This window comes from Bradyrhizobium sp. CCBAU 51753 (assembly GCF_015291565.1).
Lineage (GTDB): Bacteria > Pseudomonadota > Alphaproteobacteria > Rhizobiales > Xanthobacteraceae > Bradyrhizobium > Bradyrhizobium ivorense.
In genome coordinates this window covers 6,798,333-6,815,738 of record NZ_CP030037.1, presented here as the reverse complement: position 1 = coordinate 6,815,738, position 17,406 = coordinate 6,798,333, and the positions used below count along the sequence as shown (strand labels likewise).

Below are 17,406 nucleotides of genomic sequence, written 5' to 3'. Positions count from 1 at the left end.
CATCACGATCAAGGATACGATAATGTCTTTCTCTTTCATGGAGCCAGTTTTTAGTCCGGCGCAAAAGTATTTTTCCTTTGTCCTTTCGCGCTTCAGCCGGATCGTCAATCAGTCGGTCGCTCGCATGCTTGCAAATCGTGCGCGGCAGGTCAGCCGCGTCATGCTGCGCAGCTTCGGCGGCCGACCGTTGCCGAACCTCGGCGTCCGGCCCTCGCGGCCGATCATGCGGCGCGCGCTCTTTGCCTTGGTGATCGCAGGTGGCTCTTCACCCGTGTTCACCATGGCCGCGGACCTGGTTGTACGGGACCATCATGAGGCGCAAGCGGAGCAGGCGGTCTCGCAGCAACGCACCAGGCAGCGCTGTCGCCTCAGCTCGGAATGGCGCCTCGTGGTCGCGTCCGCGAGTCCTGACATCCCCGACCAGCGCACGGAATAGTCCGCAGCACATTTTCAGCACTGCATTTTCATCACGACACCTCTCGAGGGAGATAGCAATGAATGTTCAGACCGAAACGCCCGCCGTCGATCTCGCTGCCGTGAAGGCGCGGCAGCAAGCCACCTGGAGCTCGGGTGACTACGCCATCGTCGGCACCACGCTGCAGATCGTCGGCGAGACGCTCTGCGAGGCCGTCGACCTGCGCAGCAATCAGCGCGTGCTCGACGTCGCCGCCGGCAACGGCAATGCGACGCTCGCGGCGGCGCGGCGCTTTGCCGATGTGGTCTCGACCGATTACGTCGGCGCGCTGCTCGAGCGCGGCCGCGAGCGGGCGGCGGCCGAGCGTCTGCCGGTGACGTTCCAGGAAGCTGACGCGGAGAACCTGCCGTTTCCCGACCGGCGCTTCGATGTCGTGCTGTCGACATTCGGCGTGATGTTCACCGCCGACCAGCAGCGCGCCGCCAATGAGCTGCTGCGCGTCTGCCGCGTCGGCGGCAAGATCGGCCTCGCCAACTGGACGCCGGACAGTTTTGTCGGCAACATCTTCAAGACCATCGGCAAATATGTCCCGCCGGCGCCGGGCGTGAAGTCTCCCGCGCTATGGGGCACCGAGGCGCATCTCGCCGCGCTGTTCGGCCCGCGCGCGAGCATTGCCGCCAAATCGAAGCACTTCAACTTCCGCTACAAATCGCGCGAACACCTGCTCGAGATCTTCCGCACCTATTACGGGCCGGTGCTGAAGGCCTTCGGTGCGCTCGACGCCGACAAGCAGCAGGCGCTCGCCGCCGACATGCTCGCCCTCGTGGACCGGTTCAATACGGCGACCGACGGAACGCTGGTCGTTCCCGGCGAATATCTCGAGGCCGTCATCACCAGGAACGGCTGATCCGCCGTTGGCGTTCGTCGAATTCGCGCGCGCGGCACTGGCGTAATCGCCCGTGCCGCGCTCGCGTGTCTGATCTACTGACGCTGGTCCTTGGGCGGTTTCCCTTGCCGCGCCGGAGCCGGTCGCCGCTGCTGCTGGACGCCGGGGCGCGGCTGCGCACCTGGGCGCAGCAGGCCGGGCACGAGCCGGCCGCCCGGCACCGCTTGCTGGAAGCCCGGCCGTATCTGTCCCGGCACCGCCGGTGCAAGGCCCTGGCGTGGGTAGCCGGGCTGGCCCTGCAGTTGACCAGGTTGCCGCACGCCGCCCGGTTGCTGCACGCTGGGCTGCTGCTGCGGGCGTCCCGGCTGCAAGCCGCCCTGACGTGCGGGCGATGCCTGCCCGGCGGGCGCGGGCGCGCCGCCCTGTCGCGAAGGCTCCTGGCGTCCCGGCTGTTGTCCCGCCGGCTGTTGTCCCGTCGGCCGCTGTCCGGCCGGCGTCTGCGCGCCGGGCGTGCGCGGCAGCGCCGTGCCGCCGGGCTGGCCGGGCAAAGCATGACCCGCCGCGCCCTGCTGCTGCGTGCCCGGCTGCTGCGAGCCTTGCCGGCCCGGCGTGCCCGGTCGCGGCGGTTGACCGGGACGGTTTTGCTGGCCGGGCTGCTGCTGCAACTGGCCCGGACGGTTCTGCTGACCCGGCTGTCCCGGCGCGTTGCGGTTCTGGCCCGGCAGGGCGTTCGGCCGCTGCTGGTTCGGCTGCACCGGCTGGCCGCGGTTCGGATACGGCGCCGCCGGATTGCTGCGGCGGAAGTCCGGATTGGCGCGGCGGAAATCGCGCTGCTCGCTCACCACTTGGCGGCCGAGCGATTGCGCGGTGTGCACCTGGCGGACAAAGCCGCGGTCGCGGGTGATCTGCTGCGGCGAGATCGTCAGCGGCACCGCGGCGAAACGCACTCCGCCGACGCCGGGGCGAATCGCAAAGCCGCTCGCCGCGCGCGTCAGCACGCCGAGCGAGGTGCCGCCGCGGTCATGAACCTCGATGCGCCCGACATGGCCGTCCTCGTCGGGATAGAGCTTGATGCCGACATTGTTGCTGGTCGCGGTCGCGCCTTTGGGCACCTCGACGAGGCCGGTGGTGCCGCGGATGCCGAGCGTCGCGGTCGGCGTCGAGATCTTCATGTCGCCGGTCTTGGCGACGGCGGCGGCGACGAAAGCCGCCGTTCCCCTGGCGACGTCGAACAGCGCGCTGTTCTGCTTGCCGCCGTCCTCATAGACATAGCTGTCGATCGTGATCCGGGTCGAGGCCCGCAGGTTGAAGGTGGTGCCGTCGTTGAAAGTGATGCCGAGCGAGGAGGTCGCCGCGGTCGCGACCTCGTCATTGGCGAAGATGTCGTCGCGGATCTGCAGCGGCGTGGTGGCGTTGTTGCGCTTGACGGTCGCGGTGCCGGTCAATGTCGCGACGTTGCCGATCGGCTCGAGCGCCGCGGGCTGCGCGCTCGCGGCCGGAGCCGAGGTCGTGGGCGCCGGCGTTGCCGCAGGCGCTGGCGTCGTAGCGGGCGCAGGCGTTGGTGCGGCCGGTGCAGGCTGCGCCTGCGCAAGCCGCGTCAGGTCCGGCGCCGCGACAGCTCGCGTGTGCCAGCCAACCATGACGCCGACACCCAGCAGAAGCGCGAAAGACAGCCTGCGCCGCATCAGCATGAATTCCCGGGGGAGCATTCGGACGGAGAGGCAATTGAGCCGTGTCAGGCTGAATGCCGAATGAACGGTCGCGCCTTGTTGTCTTGTCAGGTTATTTTGGCAGACCGGAACGATCAAGCACCGCGCCTTCCTTGGGAGGCGGCGGTGCGTGTTCGATCTTGGATGAAATGATCAGCCGCGCTTGTGCGGGGTAATCGTGAGCGGCTTGCCCGGCTTGGCTGCCGGCGAATAGCTCGCGGGCTGCGGCGCCGGCGGCACGTAGTGGAAAACCGCCTTGCAGCCGTCGCTGAGCTGCGCGCGTTGGCGGATCATGCAGGCTGTGACGCGATCGACGTCGGGAATGTCGGCGCTGCACAGCCGCATCGCATCGCCGGCGCACATCTGCTGCTGCTCGTCAGTGTAGGCGTACGCAGCCGAGGTCAACAAACCCAGCGCGAACGCGGTGGCAGCGAGCAGCTTGCCGTGACGGAGTGCGGTGAAAGCCATCTTGTCCCCCTTGTGTCGAACGCATCGAAGCGGTGCATCGGCTGCATGACTAGGGGCGCTCGGTTTCCGCAATTCTTCGTCGCGACGCCAAAATGGTTTCGTCGCGCGCTCCGTTTGTTTCGTTCACCAAGCGAGATCGGGCCCGCGGATTGGCCGTCATGGCGAGGCCGTCGCCGTCCCGCTGTCGAGCGCCAGCAGCGCATCACGCTGGTCGGCCGGCATGGCGTGGAGGCGGCGCCGCACGGTCATGCGCAGCAGGGCAAAGCCGCCGACGAACACCACCACCTTGCTGACGATGCCGTAGATCGGCATGGCCACGGCCCAGGTCTCGAGACTGCAGGTCAGCGCGACGAAGGCATTCACCGCGGCGGACACGAACATCAGCCCGGCCCAGGCGTAGCCCACGGCCGTGGCAATGTCGGGCGCCACCGTCCGTGCAATCTCGGGCACATAGCGGTTCAGCCAGCCGCGCTTGAGCATCACCGCGCCGACGATCGCGTAGATCACGCTCGGCTTGAACAGCACGAAGCGCACATCGTGGGTCAGCAGCGTCGCGATGCCCGCGACGACGATGAGGGACAGGCTCAGCCATTCCATGGCGTGGACCGGCCTGCGGCGGATCAACTGGCTGCCGATTTGCACAAGGCCGAATGCGATGCCGAGGCCGACCGCCAGCGCGGTGTTGTGGGTCAAGAGATAGACGACGAGAAAGAACAGCGTCGACGCCAGGTCGAGAAACAGCAATTTGGCCGCGTTGAGGAAATGCTTCATCGTTGCTTGAACTCGCTATCTTCAGGAGATGGATCCAGGGTGCAATGCGGTCGCGATCCGGCTGATCAGCGGCAGGATCAGAAATGGTTGCGCATTGAATAGCACATGGGTGAGCCACGCGGGCGTCAGGGAGCCGTAGCGCAGGCGCAACCCAAACAGGATGGCGCCGAAGGCGGTGATGACCGCGCTCCAGACCAGGCTGAACGGAATGATGTGATTGGCCCCGAAGATCAGGCTGCCCACCAGCCAGATCGTGGAATCTCGCCAGCCGATCCGGCGCAGCCAGGCCACCAGCAGCCCGCGATACAGAATTTCCTCGCACAGCGGCGCCGTGACCACGAACAGCACGAGGTAGATCGCGGTCATGTACGGGCTGTGGAAATCGATCCGGCCGCCCGGGCCTGCGCCGCCGGTGACATGCGACAACCAATGTGTCGCGGCCGGCGCGCCGTACAGCGCGATCAAGAATCCCGCGAGGCTCGCGGCGCTCGCCGGCCAAGTCAGCCGGCGGAACAGAAACACCTCGTGGTGTAAGCCCCGTCGCCGCGACCAGCGCCAGGCCGCCGCGACCGCAATCCAGCTGCTGACCACATAGGCCAGCATCCCGAACGGCTGAAGGTCCCGCCATGTCGGGATTTCAACGACGTCCCTGTAAACGATTTTCCAGCTTGCGTAGGCTAGGGCACCGGCGGCGGTCAGGAGCACGGCCAGTGCGACCGGCGCCAGCACCATCGCGAGGACGACGATGCCTTCGCGCCAGCCGCCGCTGCCCGCCTTGGCCTGAGGCGCCGTGGATCCGGCGCCGCCGTCCAGTATGGCCATGTTCACCTGCGAACTCCCGAAGCAGTGCTGTCACCGGCACAGTCAGGCAGATCGCGCGGCGTTGCGCCTATCGAATTTCGAAATCGAGGAGCGATTGTCAGTTTGAGGAGGCGATTTCCGCCGCATCGGCGGTTGGCCCGGCCGCGGCCCGGCGGCGAAACTCGGTCGGGGTCAATCCGGTGTCGGCCTTGAAGGCGCGGTTGAACGGCGCCAGCGACTGGAAGCCGGCGTCGAGCGCGATCGTCAGCACCGGTACCTCGGCCTGGCCGCGATCGGCCAGCGCAGCTTTCGCTTCGTCGAGACGGTAGCGGTTGAGAAAGGCGTTGAAGTTGCGGTGGCCGAGCCCGTCATTGATCAGCGTGCGCAGCCGGTATTCAGGCATGCCGAGCCTGACCGCCAGCACGCCGATGGTCAGCCCCTCCTGCCGATAGCTCCGCTCGGTCGCCATCAGATGCCTGAGGCGGTGGAGCGCGGCATGGTCCGGGGCCGACGGGCCGGCGTCCGCAAGCGGGCCCGGCGCCCGGGCAGCCTGGCCATTGCCGCCGCTGGCTGCGGCGACAGCCGGCAGGTTTTCGGGCGGATCGAACACCATCATCCAGACCGACAACACGCCGAACGTGCCGAGGCCCAGCGCGACGGTCAGGCTGATGGCGCGAAACGGAATCGCGGCAAGCCCCGCGCCGGCGCTGAGCACGATCTGGACGCTGATCCCGACGATCAGCGCGACCAGCAGCCGCCCGCGCGCCGTCGCGATGGCGTTGCGCCAGCCCTTCGGAATCTGCGCCACCGCCAGCAGGGCGAAGCCGATCGATGCCAGCGCCAAGAGGCGGCCGCAGAGCGCCGCAAGGCCGGGCCAATTTGTCGAACCGTTGAAGGTCATGAGGCCGAGGCCGGCGACCAGCACCCACACCGCGCCATGCCAGGGCCGCAGCGCAAAACTCTCGTCGAAGATCGCGCGCGCCCAAAGCCATAGAATGACGGGAGAACCCATCGCCAGCGCGATGAAGGGAGAATTCCAGCCGAACGACCACAGCGGAAAGTATGGCGCGGTGGAAATCGCGTAGGCCGCACCGGCCACGCCCAGCGCCGCGCCCAAATGCGCGGCGCGGTGCACCGCCGGGGTGCGCAGCAGCAGCACCGCACACACCACGAGAAAGAGTCCGACCACCGCGCCGCGGAGGCCGAGATCAAGAGCCGTCAACGCCATCGCAAGCCGCCCTCGGTTCGACGCTACCCTTATAGCGTTTCCGGTGATCGGCTTGAAGCTGCAGCCACACTCGCCGATGCCCGCCTCCGGACGGAAGCGGACATCGCGCATTATCCAAACTCGCGCGCTTAGCTGACCCGCTTCCAGGTCTGGCCGCCGCAGAACATGCCGCCGAAGGCGCAGCCCTGCACGCGCATCGCATTCGGGCCCTTCATTGCGATCGTCGAGTCGTAGTTGCGGCCCGAATTGGGATCGTGGATGCGGCCGCTCCACTTGCTGCCTTCGGGCTTCATGTTGATCAGGATCCGCTCGTTGGTCTTTTCCGAGTAGCCGCACAGATTGACGCCGCAGGCTTCGACGCGGACGTTGCCCTTGTTCTCCTCGGTGGCCCAGACGCCGATCGGTCCGGTCGGCGCGGGTGCCGGCGCTGCCGCGGCGGGAGCGGCCTGCGGCTGCGGCGGGGGCTGTGCGGCGACCGGGGCCGGCGCGGGTGCGATGGGCGCGGCATCAACCGGCGCCGGCGCTGCGGTCGCGACCGTCGCGGCTGGCGCAGGAGGAGGTGCGGGCGGTGCCACGGCGGCAGCGGGCGCGGCAGGTTGCGGCCGCGGCGGGGCGGCCTGAACCGGTGCGGGAGCGGGCGGCGCCGGCGGCGGCGCGTCCGAGACGACATCGTCATCGTCGCTCGACTTCGAACCAAGCCCCTTGAGATTGATGTTGCCGAGCGTGCCGTTGTAGCCGGGCGCCGAGATGCGGATGCAGGACATCGCGTTGCAATTGCGCGGCGCCTCGATGTGGATGCGCTGGCCGTCGACCTGGAAGGTGATGCCCGCGCCGCCGGCATGGGCGGTCGTCGTGGCCATCAGCAGCGCGGCGATTGCAACGAGCTTCTTCATCACAGTCTCCCCTCGAGAGTGGCGGCGCATCCGCGCCTGGTTGCATCGGATTGCCGAGGAGGCTACGCGCCGTCAGGCGCGGCTTCTGTGATACGGGTCACGCTGGCTCGTTAGGGGTCCCTGAAATGCAAAGCGCCCGGCGAGGGCGGCCGCCGGGCGCTCAAAACTACTTGCCTGGTCGATGATCAGAACACGCCGAGAATGATGGCGCCGACAAAGGCTAACGCGATGTACGCGGCCACAATGCTCAGCTTGCTCAGCAGAGGACTCGCGAAATCCATTGGGAAACTCCCTCGGTTCACAACGCTGCCCGCATTAACTCTAAAGGGTAGCAAGTCGTTCCCGACCTAAAAAGTCAGTCCTGCTGTCCAGCCTCGGCATCCGGCCGCAACGCTTAGTTGCGATGCACCCGAAAACGGATGTCGAATCAACGTGTTGATGGTTCCCCAAGTATATTTTGGGCCGTCGGCGTCTCTTTCCCCAGAGTGCATCATTGCTAGACACAATCACAAGGCGAGTGGAGTGGAGACCTAATCGAAGCGCGATCGCGTTGCCGGGTTCCGCCGCATGGTTAAAGACTCCTGACATCAATGCGTTGAAGAGTCTTTTAATTAAGTTCGAAGAACCTGCGCGGCATGACGCGTGGAGTTCGTTTGTATCTCGTCGGCTCCCTTGTCCTTGTTTCGCTGGCTGGTTGCGGTCGCGGTCTGTTTCAGACTGCCGAGCGCGAGCCGTGGCGGGCCGAGGCCGAAGCCGCATGTTTGAAATCCGGCGCGGTCAAGGAAGGCCCCGACCTCGTCCGCATCGATCCGATCTCCGGCCCCGGCGTCTGCGGTGCCGAGTTCCCGCTCAAGGTGGCAGCACTTGGCGAGAGCAGCTCGGCCTATGGCTTTGCCGACGATAGTCTGCGTCCGCCGGCAGCGATCGGCAACCAGCCGCGCTGGCCGATCAACCGGCAACCGAGCCCGCCGCCGGCGCAGGCGCCCTATCCCGATCAGCCCCAGTCAGGCTATGGCAGCCAGCCGGGCTATGGCGCTCAGCAGAGTTATGGCAATCAGCCGAACTCGGGCTACGGCAACCAGTCGAACGGACCGATCTCGCTGTCGGCGCCCGGCGTTCCGCCGCAGCAGGACGAGATCGACCTGCCGCCCGAGGGCACGCCCGAGCCGCGCGGTGAACGTCCCTACTATCCGGGCCTGCCGGCCAACCCGCAGCGCGAGCGCGCCGCCGCGCCTTACTCACCGGCACCTTACTCCCAGCAGCCGGCTGACGCCGCGCCGCCGCGGCTCGGTCCGTCGAGCGGCAATCCGGTGATGGCGGTCGGCCCGGTCGCGGTGAAGCCGGCGGCCACGCTGGCGTGCCCAATCGTCTCGGCGCTCGAGCGCTGGCTCGCCGATTCCGTGCAGCCGGCGGCGCAGCGCTGGTTCGGCGCGCGCGTGGTCGAGATCAAGCAGATCTCGGCCTATTCCTGCCGCGGCATGAACGGCAATCCGCATGCGCATATTTCCGAGCACGCCTTCGGCAACGCGCTCGACATCGCCGCCTTCACGCTCGCCGACGGCCGCCGCATCGTGGTGAAGAACGGCTGGAAGGGCCTCCCCGAGGAGCAGGGTTTTCTGCGCGACGTCCAGGCCGCGGCCTGCCAGCAGTTCAACACCGTGCTGGCGCCGGGCTCCAACGTCTATCACTACGACCACATCCATGTGGACCTGATGCGCCGGGCCAGCCGGCGCGTGATTTGCCAGCCGGCGGCGGTCTCCGGCGACGAGGTCGCCGCACGCGCCGGGGCCCGCAACCCCTATGCAGCGCGCGAACCTTATGTCACAGGTTCACTTGGCGGCAGAAAGCCGTCCCCGCGGGGCAAGGCGGGCGCTTACGACGAAGACGAATTCCTCGACGAATAGGGCAGGACGCCCGTATTTCTACTGGGTGACACCGTGCAAACGGTGGCCACTTTTGCTGCATATGCTCGCTGAGTCGGGCACGCCCGGCTGGATACTGGGGGACTGTTTTGCAAGACGCGCCGATCATTCTCGTCATCGAAGACGACCGTGACCTCCAGATGATGGTGGAGGACGCGCTGAGGGACGGCGGCTTTGAGCCTGCGATCGCGCCCTCCGGCGAGGAAGCGCTGACGCTGCTGAAGGCGTTCCGGACCAAGTACAGCGCGCTCGTCACCGACATCCGTCTGCTCGGCCGGCTCGACGGCTGGCGCGTCGCACGCGGCGCGCGCGAGATCGATCCGTCGTTCCCGGTGCTCTACATCACAGGCGGCGGCGGCGACGAATGGCCGACCCGCGGCGTGCCGGATAGCGCGCTCTTGAAGAAGCCGTTCTCGCCGGATGAACTGGTCGCGGCGGTGGCCAAGCTGGTCAAGGCTGCGCCGCGGCCGTGACGGCCGGCGCTTATTCGGCCTTTATACCGTCCGCAAGCAATCCTTCTCGAATTCATACGCGCTCGCGCTCATCTTCGCGGCAGGCATCCGTTCGCAACGGGCCGCACCGGATTTGGAGAGCGAACATGACGACCTATCGCGCATATATCGTCGGGGCGCACAGCCGTTCGATCGGCGTGGTCAATTTGGATTGCGCCGATGACGACCAGGCCGTTACATCGGCGAGCCGCCTGGTCGAGAGCCACGATGTCGAGCTTTGGCAGCTCGATCGGCCCATCGCCAGGTTCGATGCCGCCTCGAAGCAGGTGTTCAGGAAGTAGTGCGACATCGCGCAGCGGAGTGCTGTCGCGCCGCGCGATATCAGGTGATAGAGCGTTTTCGAGCGAAGTGGATACCGGTTCGCGTGAAGAAAACGCGTCAAAGCTAGAATCTAGAGCTCCGTTCCGATTCCATCGGAACGGAAATAGCTCTAGACCTAGCATCAGCTTCGTCATCACGGGGATATCAGATCATGGCAGCAGAAAAAGTCGCGCTCGTCACCGCGGGCGGCAGTGGGATGGGCGCGGCGGCGGCGCGGCGGCTTGCCGCTGACGGCTTCCGCGTCGCGATCCTGTCGTCGTCGGGCAAGGGCGAGGCGCTGGCGAACCAGCTCGGCGGCCTCGGCTTCACCGGCTCGAACCGCTCGAACGACGATCTCAAGCGCGCGGTCGACGGCGTGATGGCGCGCTGGGGTCGCATCGATGCGCTGGTCAACAGTGCCGGCCACGGCCCGCGTGCGGCGGTGCTGGAATTGACCGACGAGCAGTGGCACACCGGTCTCGACGTCTATCTGATGAACGTGATCCGCCCGACGCGTCTCGTCGCACCGATCATGCAGGCGCAGAAGTCGGGCGCGATCGTCAACATCTCGACCGCCTGGGCGTTCGAGCCGAGCGCAATGTTTCCGACCTCGGCGGTGTTCCGCGCCGGACTCGCGGCCTTCACAAAACTGTTCGCCGACAGCCACGCCGCCGACAATGTGCGCATGAACAACGTGCTGCCGGGCTGGATCGACAGCCTGCCGGCCACCGAGGCGCGCCGCGACAGCGTGCCGATGCAGCGCTACGGCAAGATGGAAGAAATCGCGGCGACCATCGCGTTCCTGCTCTCCGACGGTGCGGGCTACATCACCGGCCAGAACCTTCGCGTCGATGGCGGATTGATGCGGTCGATCTAGGTCGTGCACTCATAAAGTCGTCGCAAGCAAATCGAACACCTGGGGTGTGACAACAATCATGTCCCCTCGAAGCATATTGGAAAGCGTTTCGTGAGTGGTGCAAGTGCGGAAGGCTGCGGACCCAGCCGTGCCGGCTGACGGGGGGCGAGTTAATGGACATCAGCATCACGCGGGGTCAGATCGACTACGTCGCCTCGAACCTGACGATCGACCGCAGGGTTCACCGGAATGAAAACGGCGGGAACTTTCGGTTTCGCTGCGAGTCATATTTGTGACGCGATGCGGCCTGGCCGCCAAGGAGGGAAGCCAAGGGAGCGGTCATGTCAAAGTCCAACCTTGGAATGGCTGCGGCCGGCGTCGCACTGGTCGTTCTGGGAGCGCTGCCGAGCGCGGCCGAGGCGGGCTTCCGCCTGCGCGTTGGCGGCCCCGTGAGTGTCGCGCGCTTCGCGATGGCCGGCATGCTGTCGGTCGCAGGTCGCCGCCACGCACGCATGGCGGCGCGCCACAGCCGCGTCCGAATGGCTGCTTTAAGACCGCAAGATCTGCGCCCCGCCGCCGAGTCGATCCGCCCAAGTGAGCGCGCGCAGCTCACTGCGGTCGTGGCGCTGGCCGGCTGGCAGGGCGGCCGAGCTGCGCAAGGCTGGTGGCAGCACTCCGACGGGTCATACGGCTGGGTCGGTCCGCTCTTCTGGCCGTTCGCCTATAGCGATCTCTATGACTACGCGCTTCTCAATGATGGCAGCAGCCTCTGGGCCTATGGCTACGGCGATCTCTACGCCGCGATCTTCTCGCCTTACGCAGCGAGCGATCTCTCGGCGTTTGCGGCCGAGCGCCCCGCCGCGAGGCGGCATCGCAAGGCGCCCTCCGTGCAGGAGCTCTGTAGCGGCGACACCGCCGAGACGACCGGCCTTCCCCTCGAGCGGATCGGCCGGGAGGTCGCGGCGAACGAGGCGCAGCGCACAGCCTTCGACGAGCTCGCGAGCGCCTGGATTTCCGCCGGCGATATCATCCGCGCCTCCTGTCCGGCACAGGCCGCTACCACCGCGCTGGAGCGGTTCGCGGCCATGCTGAGCCGCGTCGACGCAATGCTGAGCGCAGTTGCAGCCGTTGAGCTGCCATTTCAAAAATTCTATGATCTCCTAAGCGATGAGCAGAAGGCGCGGTTCAATGCGCCCGAACGCGACCGCCGCACTAACGCTGCGGCCGCGAAGCTGAGGGAGATGCAGGATGCCGCCTGCAAGGCGAGCCGCGAACCGCAGGACGAGCAACAGGCCGAAAAGCAATACCGCCAGCTCGTCGCCCAGCAATGGCCCCTCGACGACATCGCCGCCAGCCTGAAACTGAACGATACCCAACGCGCCGCGCTCGAAGTGGTGCAGGACACCACGATGGGCACCATGGAAGCCTTAAGCGCATGTCCGCCAAAAGACGCGCTCACGCCGCCGGCCCGCCTTAGGGCCGCAAAGGCGCGGTTGGAAGCGATGCGAGAGGCGATCATGAGCGTGAACGACGCGGTCGACGATTTCCATTGGAACCTGAGCGACGAGCAGAAGACGCAGTTCGAGGGGCTCGGTCCGAAGAAGCGGGGGGTGTGATTTTTCATCCCCAAGCGGCGCTGATCGGCGAAGGCAACACGTCACCCCCTGTCGCATTTGCAAGCCGTCATCCTGAGAGAACGTGAATGCATGACTCAGGAGCGACGGCAAATATTCGGTGTCGTCCCGGCCTTCGCCGGGACGACGCGTGGAGAGAACTGCGCCGTCGTCGCCTTGCCGCAACTTGCATCAACACTTGCGTCTACACGCTGCATCTCGCGCTGCAGACTGCGCGCGTCACAAATATGGTGATCAGAGATTGCACTTGTCGTGATGACAAACTGAATGCGCAGGACTAGCCTTCTCCCAAAATCAAAACACTCGGGAGGAATGGCATGCCAGACGCAGCGGTTGCAGCACGCGCTTCGGACTCCACGCAGAGCGGAACCACACAGCAGATCGACGTTGTCGTGGTCGGCGCCGGCTTCGCCGGCCTTTATCTGTTGCATCGGCTGCGCAAGGCCGGTCTGTCGGCGGTGGCGCTGGAAGAGGGCGGCGACGTCGGCGGCACCTGGTACTGGAACCGGTATCCCGGCGCGCGCTGCGACATCCAGACCATCGATTACAGCTACACGTTCGATCCCGAGCTCGACAAGGCCTGGACCTGGTCGGAGAAATACGCGACCCAGCCGGAAATCCTGCGCTATCTCGGCTTCGTCGCCGACCGCTACGATCTGCGCCGCGACATCCGCTTCGGCATCAAGGTGACGCAGGCGACCTGGGACGATGCAAGCGAGCGCTGGCAGCTTGCGACCAACAACGGCCCGATCGCGTGCCGCTATTACATCATGGCGACCGGCTGCCTGTCGTCGCCGAAGCCGCCGGAGATCGACGGCGTCAAGGACTTCAAGGGCGAGATCTACTTCACCGGCCGCTGGCCGCATCAAGGCGTCGATCTCAAGGGCAAGCGCGTCGCGGTGATTGGCACCGGCTCGTCGGGCATCCAGTCGATCCCGCTGATCGCCGAGCAGGCGGCGCAGCTCACCGTGTTCCAGCGCACGCCGAACTTTGCATTGCCTGCGGGCAACGGCCCGTCGCCGGAAGATCGCAAGACCTATTTCGAGACCGACCGCGCCGCCTATCGCGATCAGGCGCGCTGGTCGATGACCGGCGTGCCGTATCCGCAGCAGACGGCGGTGAGCTGGCAGCTCAGCGACGCCGAGCGCCGCGAACGTTTCGAGAAGGCATGGGCGGCGGGCGACCTCGTCCACATCCTGACTCAGCTGTGGGCCGATCAGGGCGTCGACGTCGACGGCAACCGGCTGGTCGCCGATCTGATCCGCGAAAAAGTCCGCGCCGTCGTCAAGGATCCCGAGACCGCGGAGGCACTCACGCCCTATGACCATCCGTTCGGCGCCAAGCGGCCCTGCCTCGATACCAATTACTACGCGACCTACAACCGGCCCAACGTGACGCTGGTGAACCTGCGGCAGGAGCCGATCAAGCAAATCACCGCGAGCGGCATCTCGACCAACGGGCGCAGCTTCGACGTCGACGTCATCGTGTTCGCCACCGGCTTCGACGCCATGACCGGCGCCATCATGGCGGTGCATCCGATCTCCGGCCGCGGCGGCAAGTCGCTATCGGATGTCTGGGCGCACGGACCGCAGACCTATCTCGGCGTCACTGTCGCGGGCTTCCCCAACCTGTTCATGATCACCGGTCCCGGCAGCCCGTCGGTGCTGTCGAACATGGCGGTGTCGATCGAGCAGCATGTCGACTGGGTGGTCGAGCGCATCGCGGCGCTGCGCGACGCCGGCTTCACCACCATGGAGGCGACCGAAACGGCGCAGGCCGGCTGGCAGCGCCACATGGCGGACTGTTCGATGCTGACGCTGCACCGGCTCGCCAACACCTGGTACACGGGCGCCAACGTGCCCGGCAAGCCGCAGGTCGTGATGCCCTATACCGGCGGCGTCGGACCGTATCGCAGCATCTGCAACGAGGTCGTCGGCCGCGGCATGCTCGGCTTCAAGCTCACCGGCCCCGGCGTCGCCGAGCAATGCAATGACGGCGAGATCGTGCGGCTGCAGCCCGACGTGCGGCTGGTGCTGAACATGCTCGGCGAGATGAACCTGCCGCCGCTCGAGACCATGGGCGCGCAGGGCGCGCGCGACTTCCTCACCGAGTTCAACAAGGGCCGTCCCGCCGGGCGTCCGGTCGGCGAGGTCGGCAGCGGCATGCTGCAGGGCGCCGATGGTCCGCTGCCCTACAAGCTCTACCGGCCGGCGACGCCGGGGCCGCATCCGATCGTGGTGTATTTCCACGGCGGCGGCTGGGTGCTCGGCGACGAAATGTCCGACGATCCGTTTTGCCGCGATCTGTGCCGGCGCACCGGCATGATCGTCGTCAGCGTCGGTTATCGCCACGCGCCCGAGCATCGCTTCCCGGCTGCGGCCGAGGACGGCTACGCCGCGGCGCGCTGGATCGCCGCCCACACCGCCGAGCTCGGCGGCAGGGCCGGGCCGCTGCTGATCGCAGGCTGGAGCGCCGGCGGCAACATTGCCGCCGTCACCTGCCAGCTCGCGCGCGAGCGCGGCGGGCCCGAGATCGCGGGCCAGCTCCTGATCTGCCCGGTGACCGACTCGACCTTCGACCGGCCGTCCTATGTCGACAACGCGGCGGGCTACTTCCTCACGCGTGGGCTGATGTACTGGTTCTGGGACCTGTACTGTTCGCCGGCGGACCGCAGCGATCCGCGCGTCGCCCCGCTGCGCGGCAAGCTCGAAGGGCTGCCGCCGGCGTTCATCGCCACCGCCGAGTTCGATCCGCTGCGCGACGAGGGCAATGCCTATGCCGAGGCGCTGGCCAAGGCCGGGGTCGAGGTCGAGCAGCTCAAGGGCCACGGCCATTTCCACTCGTCCTTCGTGATGGTCGACGTCATCATCACCGCCGTCAGCGCTCGCGCGAAAATGGCACGTGCGCTGCGCCGGTTTGCGGGATTGCCGGAGGAGATCGAGCAGGACAACGTGGTAGCGCCGAAGATCAACGCTGCGGCAAACTAGAACGACGTTGGATCGAGTGGTTCGTCATGCCCGGGCTTGTCCCGGGCATGCACGTCTTGTCGCAGGGCGCGTAGGCAAACAGCGAAAACAACCCCATGCAAAGTAGCCGGCGGCGGGCGGCGGTCGACCAGGCGGTCGACCAGACGCTTGACACGTCGGGCAAGTCAGGGGTATTCTTCCAATATTCCGAAATTTGTGCAGGCGCGCCAGGGCGGCATCGTCGTTGCCGTGCGACGTCATCGCATCGCGCTAACCCAGCTCGAACGTCGTGACCCCGAACACGCGATCGATCCGCAAGCGCGGGATCGCGCCGGTGTACATCCGCGCGGTTTCGAACACCGGCGCAAGTCCGAGGTCCTGCGCCAGCGCCACCGCGTCGCGGTTGACCGCGGGCACGTCGAGGAAGATTTCGCCGCCGCCCGTGCTTGCGAGCAGCGCTGACAGCACGGCCTCGGCGGCGGCGCGATCGTCGGCAACCAGCGGACCGATCTTGCGGCCGCTCCGGCACGGGCGGATCACGCCCCAGCCGGCGAGCCGGCCGTCGCGCAGCAGCGCGCGCCCGACATGTCCCGATGTGGTGATCCAGGCGTGCAGGAAGGCCGGCCGCGGCGCCGGAAACACCGTCGCGTCATCGGTGGCAAGGACCGCTTCCGGCACGTCGGTCAGCGGGATGATGCCGGCCTTCGGCGCGGGAGGTGCAGCGATGGTGCCGCCATAGCGGATGTTGGCGTAGGCGAGCTCGAAGCCGGACTTCCGGTAGTTGGCCTGCTGCGCCACCACGCCGTCGAGCCCGATCACGCGCGGCCGCGCATGCGCGATCGCGGCGTTCCAGATCTGCAGGCCATAGCCGCGGCCGCGCAGATCCGGACGCACGATGTAGAAGCCGAGGAAGGAAAAATGCGCGCCGTAATTCACGCAGGAGGTCACCGCGGCCGGTTGCCCGGCGAGTTCGCCGATAAAAAATCCCGCGGGATCCTCGGCGGCAAAGCAGCCGGCATCGGCGAGGCCCGGATTCCAACCCTCGGCCGCGGCCCAGTCCACCGCAAGCGCGATCTCGTCCGGCCGCATCTGTCTGATGGTGAGGTCGTTCATGGCGAATGATTCCTCGCACTGACGTTCGCTGCAGAGTAGCGCGCCATCTCGCCGCAGTAACCACTGCGTCCCCACCCACTGCTGTCATCGCCCGGCCTGTGCGCAATTGCGCACGTGGACCGGGCGATCCAGTACGCCGCGGCTTCTCGGCTCAAGCACCGCTGCCTCTGGAATACTGGATCGCCCGGTCGAGCCGGGCGATGACAGCGAGTGTGTGGCGCTTTCGCGGGTGATGACGATGTACGTGTTCTTGCAGCCGGGTCTCTACGTCGATGTCCGGATGCATCATCCCTTTGGCCGGTACGCCGCGAAGAACACGCGCGTGGCGCTGTCGACGACGGTTGCGATCCGTTCGGGCGTCGGTGACGGCGCGGCCTGGAAGATGAACGCCTGGAACAGCGTCGCCTGGCACATCTGCATGAATTGCCAGGCCGCGAGCTGATAGTCGTCGATGACGAGCTCGCCGAGCGCGGCGCGCGCCTCGAGATAGGCGGCGAAGCGGTCGACGGTGTGCGCGATCACATGGGTGTAGAACCGGCTGCCGAGCTCGGGCATCCGCTCGGCGATCGCCATCACGGTGCGGATCGCCGAACCGCCGCCGGGCCGGCACAGCACCGCGACATAGGCGCGGCCGAACTCGGGGAGGGTGGTGTCGACGTCGCGGGTGGGGTCGAAATTGAACGCGACCTTGCTGTTGGCAAGCTTCTCTTCCTCGACGATGGCCGCGAACAGCCCGGCCTTGTCGGGGAAGTAGACATAGAGGGTGCCCTTGGAGACCCCGGCAGCGCGCGCGATCTCGCCCATGCTGGCGCCGTCAAAACCGAGCTCCAGGAAGACCTTGCGGGCACCGTCCAGGATCTGGCGGCGCTTCGACGGCTCCTGGTCGCTGACGAGGTGGAGGGGGTTGGGCGGGGCTGCAACCATTGATTTAG

16 protein-coding genes are annotated in these 17,406 nt (G+C 66.7%); 8 read left to right on the top strand and 8 right to left on the bottom strand.

Going from position 1 to position 17,406, the window contains the following annotated elements:
* Positions 1-22: 22 nt before the first annotated feature.
* Positions 23-436 (top strand): hypothetical protein, encoded by a 414-nt coding sequence (locus tag XH93_RS31205; RefSeq protein ID WP_194470396.1) that lies wholly within the window; start codon positions 23-25, stop codon positions 434-436.
* Positions 437-494: 58 nt separating this feature from the next.
* Positions 495-1,322, top strand: a complete 828-nt coding sequence (locus XH93_RS31200) for a class I SAM-dependent methyltransferase (protein ID WP_194470395.1) — start codon at positions 495-497, stop codon at positions 1,320-1,322.
* Between the two features lie 74 nt (positions 1,323-1,396).
* On the opposite strand, the gene XH93_RS31195 is transcribed toward XH93_RS31200, so the two are convergent.
* The 6 genes from XH93_RS31195 to XH93_RS31170 all read right to left on the bottom strand — a co-directional run bounded on the left by XH93_RS31195 (position 1,397) and on the right by XH93_RS31170 (position 7,171).
* Positions 1,397-2,992: a FecR domain-containing protein gene (locus XH93_RS31195; RefSeq protein WP_194470394.1), complete on the bottom strand. Its 1,596-nt coding sequence runs from the start codon at positions 2,990-2,992 to the stop codon at positions 1,397-1,399.
* Between the two features lie 171 nt (positions 2,993-3,163).
* Positions 3,164-3,478 (bottom strand): hypothetical protein, encoded by a 315-nt coding sequence (locus XH93_RS31190; RefSeq protein WP_229179885.1) that lies wholly within the window; start codon positions 3,476-3,478, stop codon positions 3,164-3,166.
* 156 nt (positions 3,479-3,634) lie between these two features.
* Positions 3,635-4,249 carry an inner membrane-spanning protein YciB gene (locus XH93_RS31185; RefSeq protein ID WP_194470392.1) on the bottom strand — a complete coding sequence of 205 codons (615 nt, stop codon included), beginning with the start codon at positions 4,247-4,249 and terminating at the stop codon, positions 3,635-3,637.
* Positions 4,250-4,270: 21 nt separating this feature from the next.
* On the bottom strand, positions 4,271-5,071 hold the full coding sequence (locus tag XH93_RS31180; protein ID WP_194470391.1) for a CPBP family intramembrane glutamic endopeptidase: 801 nt from the start codon (positions 5,069-5,071) through the stop codon (positions 4,271-4,273).
* A gap of 97 nt (positions 5,072-5,168) precedes the next feature.
* The gene (locus XH93_RS31175; RefSeq protein WP_194470390.1) at positions 5,169-6,278 is read right to left on the bottom strand and encodes an AraC family transcriptional regulator; all 1,110 of its coding nucleotides are present in this window, start codon (positions 6,276-6,278) and stop codon (positions 5,169-5,171) included.
* Between the two features lie 128 nt (positions 6,279-6,406).
* Complete coding sequence (locus tag XH93_RS31170) at positions 6,407-7,171, bottom strand: DUF2147 domain-containing protein (RefSeq protein ID WP_194470389.1); 765 nt, start codon at positions 7,169-7,171, stop codon at positions 6,407-6,409.
* Positions 7,172-7,806: 635 nt separating this feature from the next.
* Here XH93_RS31170 and XH93_RS31165 point away from each other — a divergent pair.
* The 6 genes from XH93_RS31165 (at position 7,807) to XH93_RS31140 (ending at position 15,382) form a co-directional block, all read left to right on the top strand.
* Positions 7,807-9,075 carry an extensin family protein gene (locus XH93_RS31165; protein WP_139863621.1) on the top strand — a complete coding sequence of 423 codons (1,269 nt, stop codon included), beginning with the start codon at positions 7,807-7,809 and terminating at the stop codon, positions 9,073-9,075.
* A gap of 107 nt (positions 9,076-9,182) precedes the next feature.
* Positions 9,183-9,566, top strand: coding sequence for a response regulator (locus tag XH93_RS31160; protein WP_139480050.1), 384 nt, complete (start codon positions 9,183-9,185; stop codon positions 9,564-9,566).
* Positions 9,567-9,691: 125 nt separating this feature from the next.
* A complete protein-coding gene (locus XH93_RS31155; RefSeq protein WP_139480051.1) occupies positions 9,692-9,886 on the top strand; it encodes a hypothetical protein in 195 nt (64 codons plus the stop codon).
* A 191-nt stretch (positions 9,887-10,077) separates the two neighbouring features.
* The gene (locus XH93_RS31150; protein WP_194470388.1) at positions 10,078-10,782 is read left to right on the top strand and encodes an SDR family oxidoreductase; all 705 of its coding nucleotides are present in this window, start codon (positions 10,078-10,080) and stop codon (positions 10,780-10,782) included.
* 341 nt (positions 10,783-11,123) lie between these two features.
* Positions 11,124-12,377: a Spy/CpxP family protein refolding chaperone gene (locus XH93_RS31145; protein WP_194470387.1), complete on the top strand. Its 1,254-nt coding sequence runs from the start codon at positions 11,124-11,126 to the stop codon at positions 12,375-12,377.
* Between the two features lie 335 nt (positions 12,378-12,712).
* Positions 12,713-15,382: an alpha/beta hydrolase fold domain-containing protein gene (locus XH93_RS31140; RefSeq protein WP_194470386.1), complete on the top strand. Its 2,670-nt coding sequence runs from the start codon at positions 12,713-12,715 to the stop codon at positions 15,380-15,382.
* Between the two features lie 249 nt (positions 15,383-15,631).
* Here the strand turns inward: XH93_RS31140 and XH93_RS31135 are convergent, their stop codons facing one another.
* Together XH93_RS31135 and XH93_RS31130 are read right to left on the bottom strand one after the other, a co-directional pair.
* Complete coding sequence (locus XH93_RS31135) at positions 15,632-16,474, bottom strand: GNAT family N-acetyltransferase (RefSeq protein WP_194470385.1); 843 nt, start codon at positions 16,472-16,474, stop codon at positions 15,632-15,634.
* A 285-nt stretch (positions 16,475-16,759) separates the two neighbouring features.
* Positions 16,760-17,398, bottom strand: coding sequence for a TetR/AcrR family transcriptional regulator (locus XH93_RS31130; protein WP_194470384.1), 639 nt, complete (start codon positions 17,396-17,398; stop codon positions 16,760-16,762).
* Positions 17,399-17,406: the final 8 nt, after the last annotated feature.

What these genes read in the sequence shown, in the direction of transcription:
- XH93_RS31130 (WP_194470384.1), bottom strand. Translation starts at nt 17,398, where the DNA reads ATGGTTGCAGCCCCGCCCAACCCCCTCCACCTCGTCAGCGACCAGGAG.
- XH93_RS31170 (WP_194470389.1), bottom strand. Translation starts at nt 7,171, where the DNA reads ATGAAGAAGCTCGTTGCAATCGCCGCGCTGCTGATGGCCACGACGACC.
- XH93_RS31150 (WP_194470388.1), top strand. Translation starts at nt 10,078, where the DNA reads ATGGCAGCAGAAAAAGTCGCGCTCGTCACCGCGGGCGGCAGTGGGATG.
- XH93_RS31195 (WP_194470394.1), bottom strand. Translation starts at nt 2,992, where the DNA reads ATGCTGATGCGGCGCAGGCTGTCTTTCGCGCTTCTGCTGGGTGTCGGC.
- XH93_RS31185 (WP_194470392.1), bottom strand. Translation starts at nt 4,249, where the DNA reads ATGAAGCATTTCCTCAACGCGGCCAAATTGCTGTTTCTCGACCTGGCG.
- XH93_RS31190 (WP_229179885.1), bottom strand. Translation starts at nt 3,478, where the DNA reads ATGGCTTTCACCGCACTCCGTCACGGCAAGCTGCTCGCTGCCACCGCG.
- XH93_RS31155 (WP_139480051.1), top strand. Translation starts at nt 9,692, where the DNA reads ATGACGACCTATCGCGCATATATCGTCGGGGCGCACAGCCGTTCGATC.
- XH93_RS31180 (WP_194470391.1), bottom strand. Translation starts at nt 5,071, where the DNA reads ATGGCCATACTGGACGGCGGCGCCGGATCCACGGCGCCTCAGGCCAAG.
- XH93_RS31165 (WP_139863621.1), top strand. Translation starts at nt 7,807, where the DNA reads ATGACGCGTGGAGTTCGTTTGTATCTCGTCGGCTCCCTTGTCCTTGTT.
- XH93_RS31140 (WP_194470386.1), top strand. Translation starts at nt 12,713, where the DNA reads ATGCCAGACGCAGCGGTTGCAGCACGCGCTTCGGACTCCACGCAGAGC.
- XH93_RS31205 (WP_194470396.1), top strand. Translation starts at nt 23, where the DNA reads ATGTCTTTCTCTTTCATGGAGCCAGTTTTTAGTCCGGCGCAAAAGTAT.
- XH93_RS31175 (WP_194470390.1), bottom strand. Translation starts at nt 6,278, where the DNA reads ATGGCGTTGACGGCTCTTGATCTCGGCCTCCGCGGCGCGGTGGTCGGA.
- XH93_RS31145 (WP_194470387.1), top strand. Translation starts at nt 11,124, where the DNA reads ATGGCTGCGGCCGGCGTCGCACTGGTCGTTCTGGGAGCGCTGCCGAGC.
- XH93_RS31135 (WP_194470385.1), bottom strand. Translation starts at nt 16,474, where the DNA reads ATGAACGACCTCACCATCAGACAGATGCGGCCGGACGAGATCGCGCTT.
- XH93_RS31200 (WP_194470395.1), top strand. Translation starts at nt 495, where the DNA reads ATGAATGTTCAGACCGAAACGCCCGCCGTCGATCTCGCTGCCGTGAAG.